Below are 1,024 nucleotides of genomic sequence, written 5' to 3' on the forward strand. Positions count from 1 at the left end.
CCCGGGCTGGCGCGCCCAGCCCACCCTGCTGGAAGGCATTCCGGCCGTGACCCTGACCTGGCACGGCGTGAAGGTCCCCGACTGCCACACCCACATGGCCGAGCTCAGCGCCGGATCCGTGGCCGCAGGCTGGCTCCGCCACCTCGAACGCCACCTGGAACGGGACTTCATCGTGGGACGGCTCTACGAGGAGCGCCCCCACACCCGGCCCGGCCGCGCCCTCGCCGCTCTCGTCATCCTCCATCCCGGCGAGAAGCAGACCGGGCGCTGACTCTCACATCTCCTGTACGAGAAAGAAGAGGGCCCAACCGTGAGCGACCACACCCCCGACACAATCCGTCAGATGCTCTCCGAACACCCCGACGACCTCGCCCGCCTGCGCGTGATGACCGACGAGCTCGACGACCGCTATGCGGGTCGCCGCGCACCTGGTCTCTCTCCCGCCCAATACACGGCGTGGGAGTCCGCCCGTCCCGTCGCCGACCGCCAAGCGCACGGCCGCGGCGAGCAGCCGCAGCTCACCGGCGCCTGGTTCCGCCAGGCGCTGGGCCTGTACGCGGTCCATCTGCAGCGGCAACTGGACTGGAACGGCGACCTCTGATGACCGCTACACACCTCGAAGGTGATGCGCCGGCGCGGACGGAACCTGCGCAGGAGGGGTCGTTCGCCCCGTAGGTGAACGAGGCAGGTGGCTCGTGGAGCCCCAGGCAGGTTTCACCGCAGGCGAGTTGTATGTATCGGAGATCACGTTCCGGGACTGGACACCCCCATCATGGATAGTAGAATTAACCCAAGCGGTGAAGGGGGAACGCCAACACCGACGACACCCGCGAGGAATCACAGCAATGACCACCATCGAGAAGCACTCGGCGAGCCAGAGGGCCCAGCTGGCCGCCAAGGAGAAGCGGATCGGGGCGATTCAGGACAAGGGCTACGGGGTCTGCTGGGAGTGTGAGCTCGCCCGCGAGAAGCACTGCCGCATCTGCAAGGGCCCCTGGTGTGCCGCCTGCGGCGACTGGTAGAT

3 protein-coding genes are annotated in these 1,024 nt (G+C 67.8%); all 3 read left to right on the forward strand.

What is annotated here, in order from left to right; genetic code table 11:
• Window positions 1–271 (forward strand): hypothetical protein (locus ACZ5CR_RS47505; RefSeq protein WP_468870306.1); only part of this gene is annotated, 271 nt, incomplete at its 5' end.
• A 39-nt stretch (window positions 272–310) separates the two neighbouring features.
• Entirely contained in the window at window positions 311–601 is a 291-nt protein-coding gene (locus tag ACZ5CR_RS47510) for a hypothetical protein (RefSeq protein WP_468870308.1), read from the forward strand.
• A gap of 244 nt (window positions 602–845) precedes the next feature.
• A complete protein-coding gene (locus ACZ5CR_RS47515; RefSeq protein ID WP_468870309.1) occupies window positions 846–1,022 on the forward strand; it encodes a hypothetical protein in 177 nt (58 codons plus the stop codon).
• Window positions 1,023–1,024 lie beyond the last annotated feature (2 nt).

The organism is Streptomyces sp. NPDC031274, assembly GCF_055570235.1.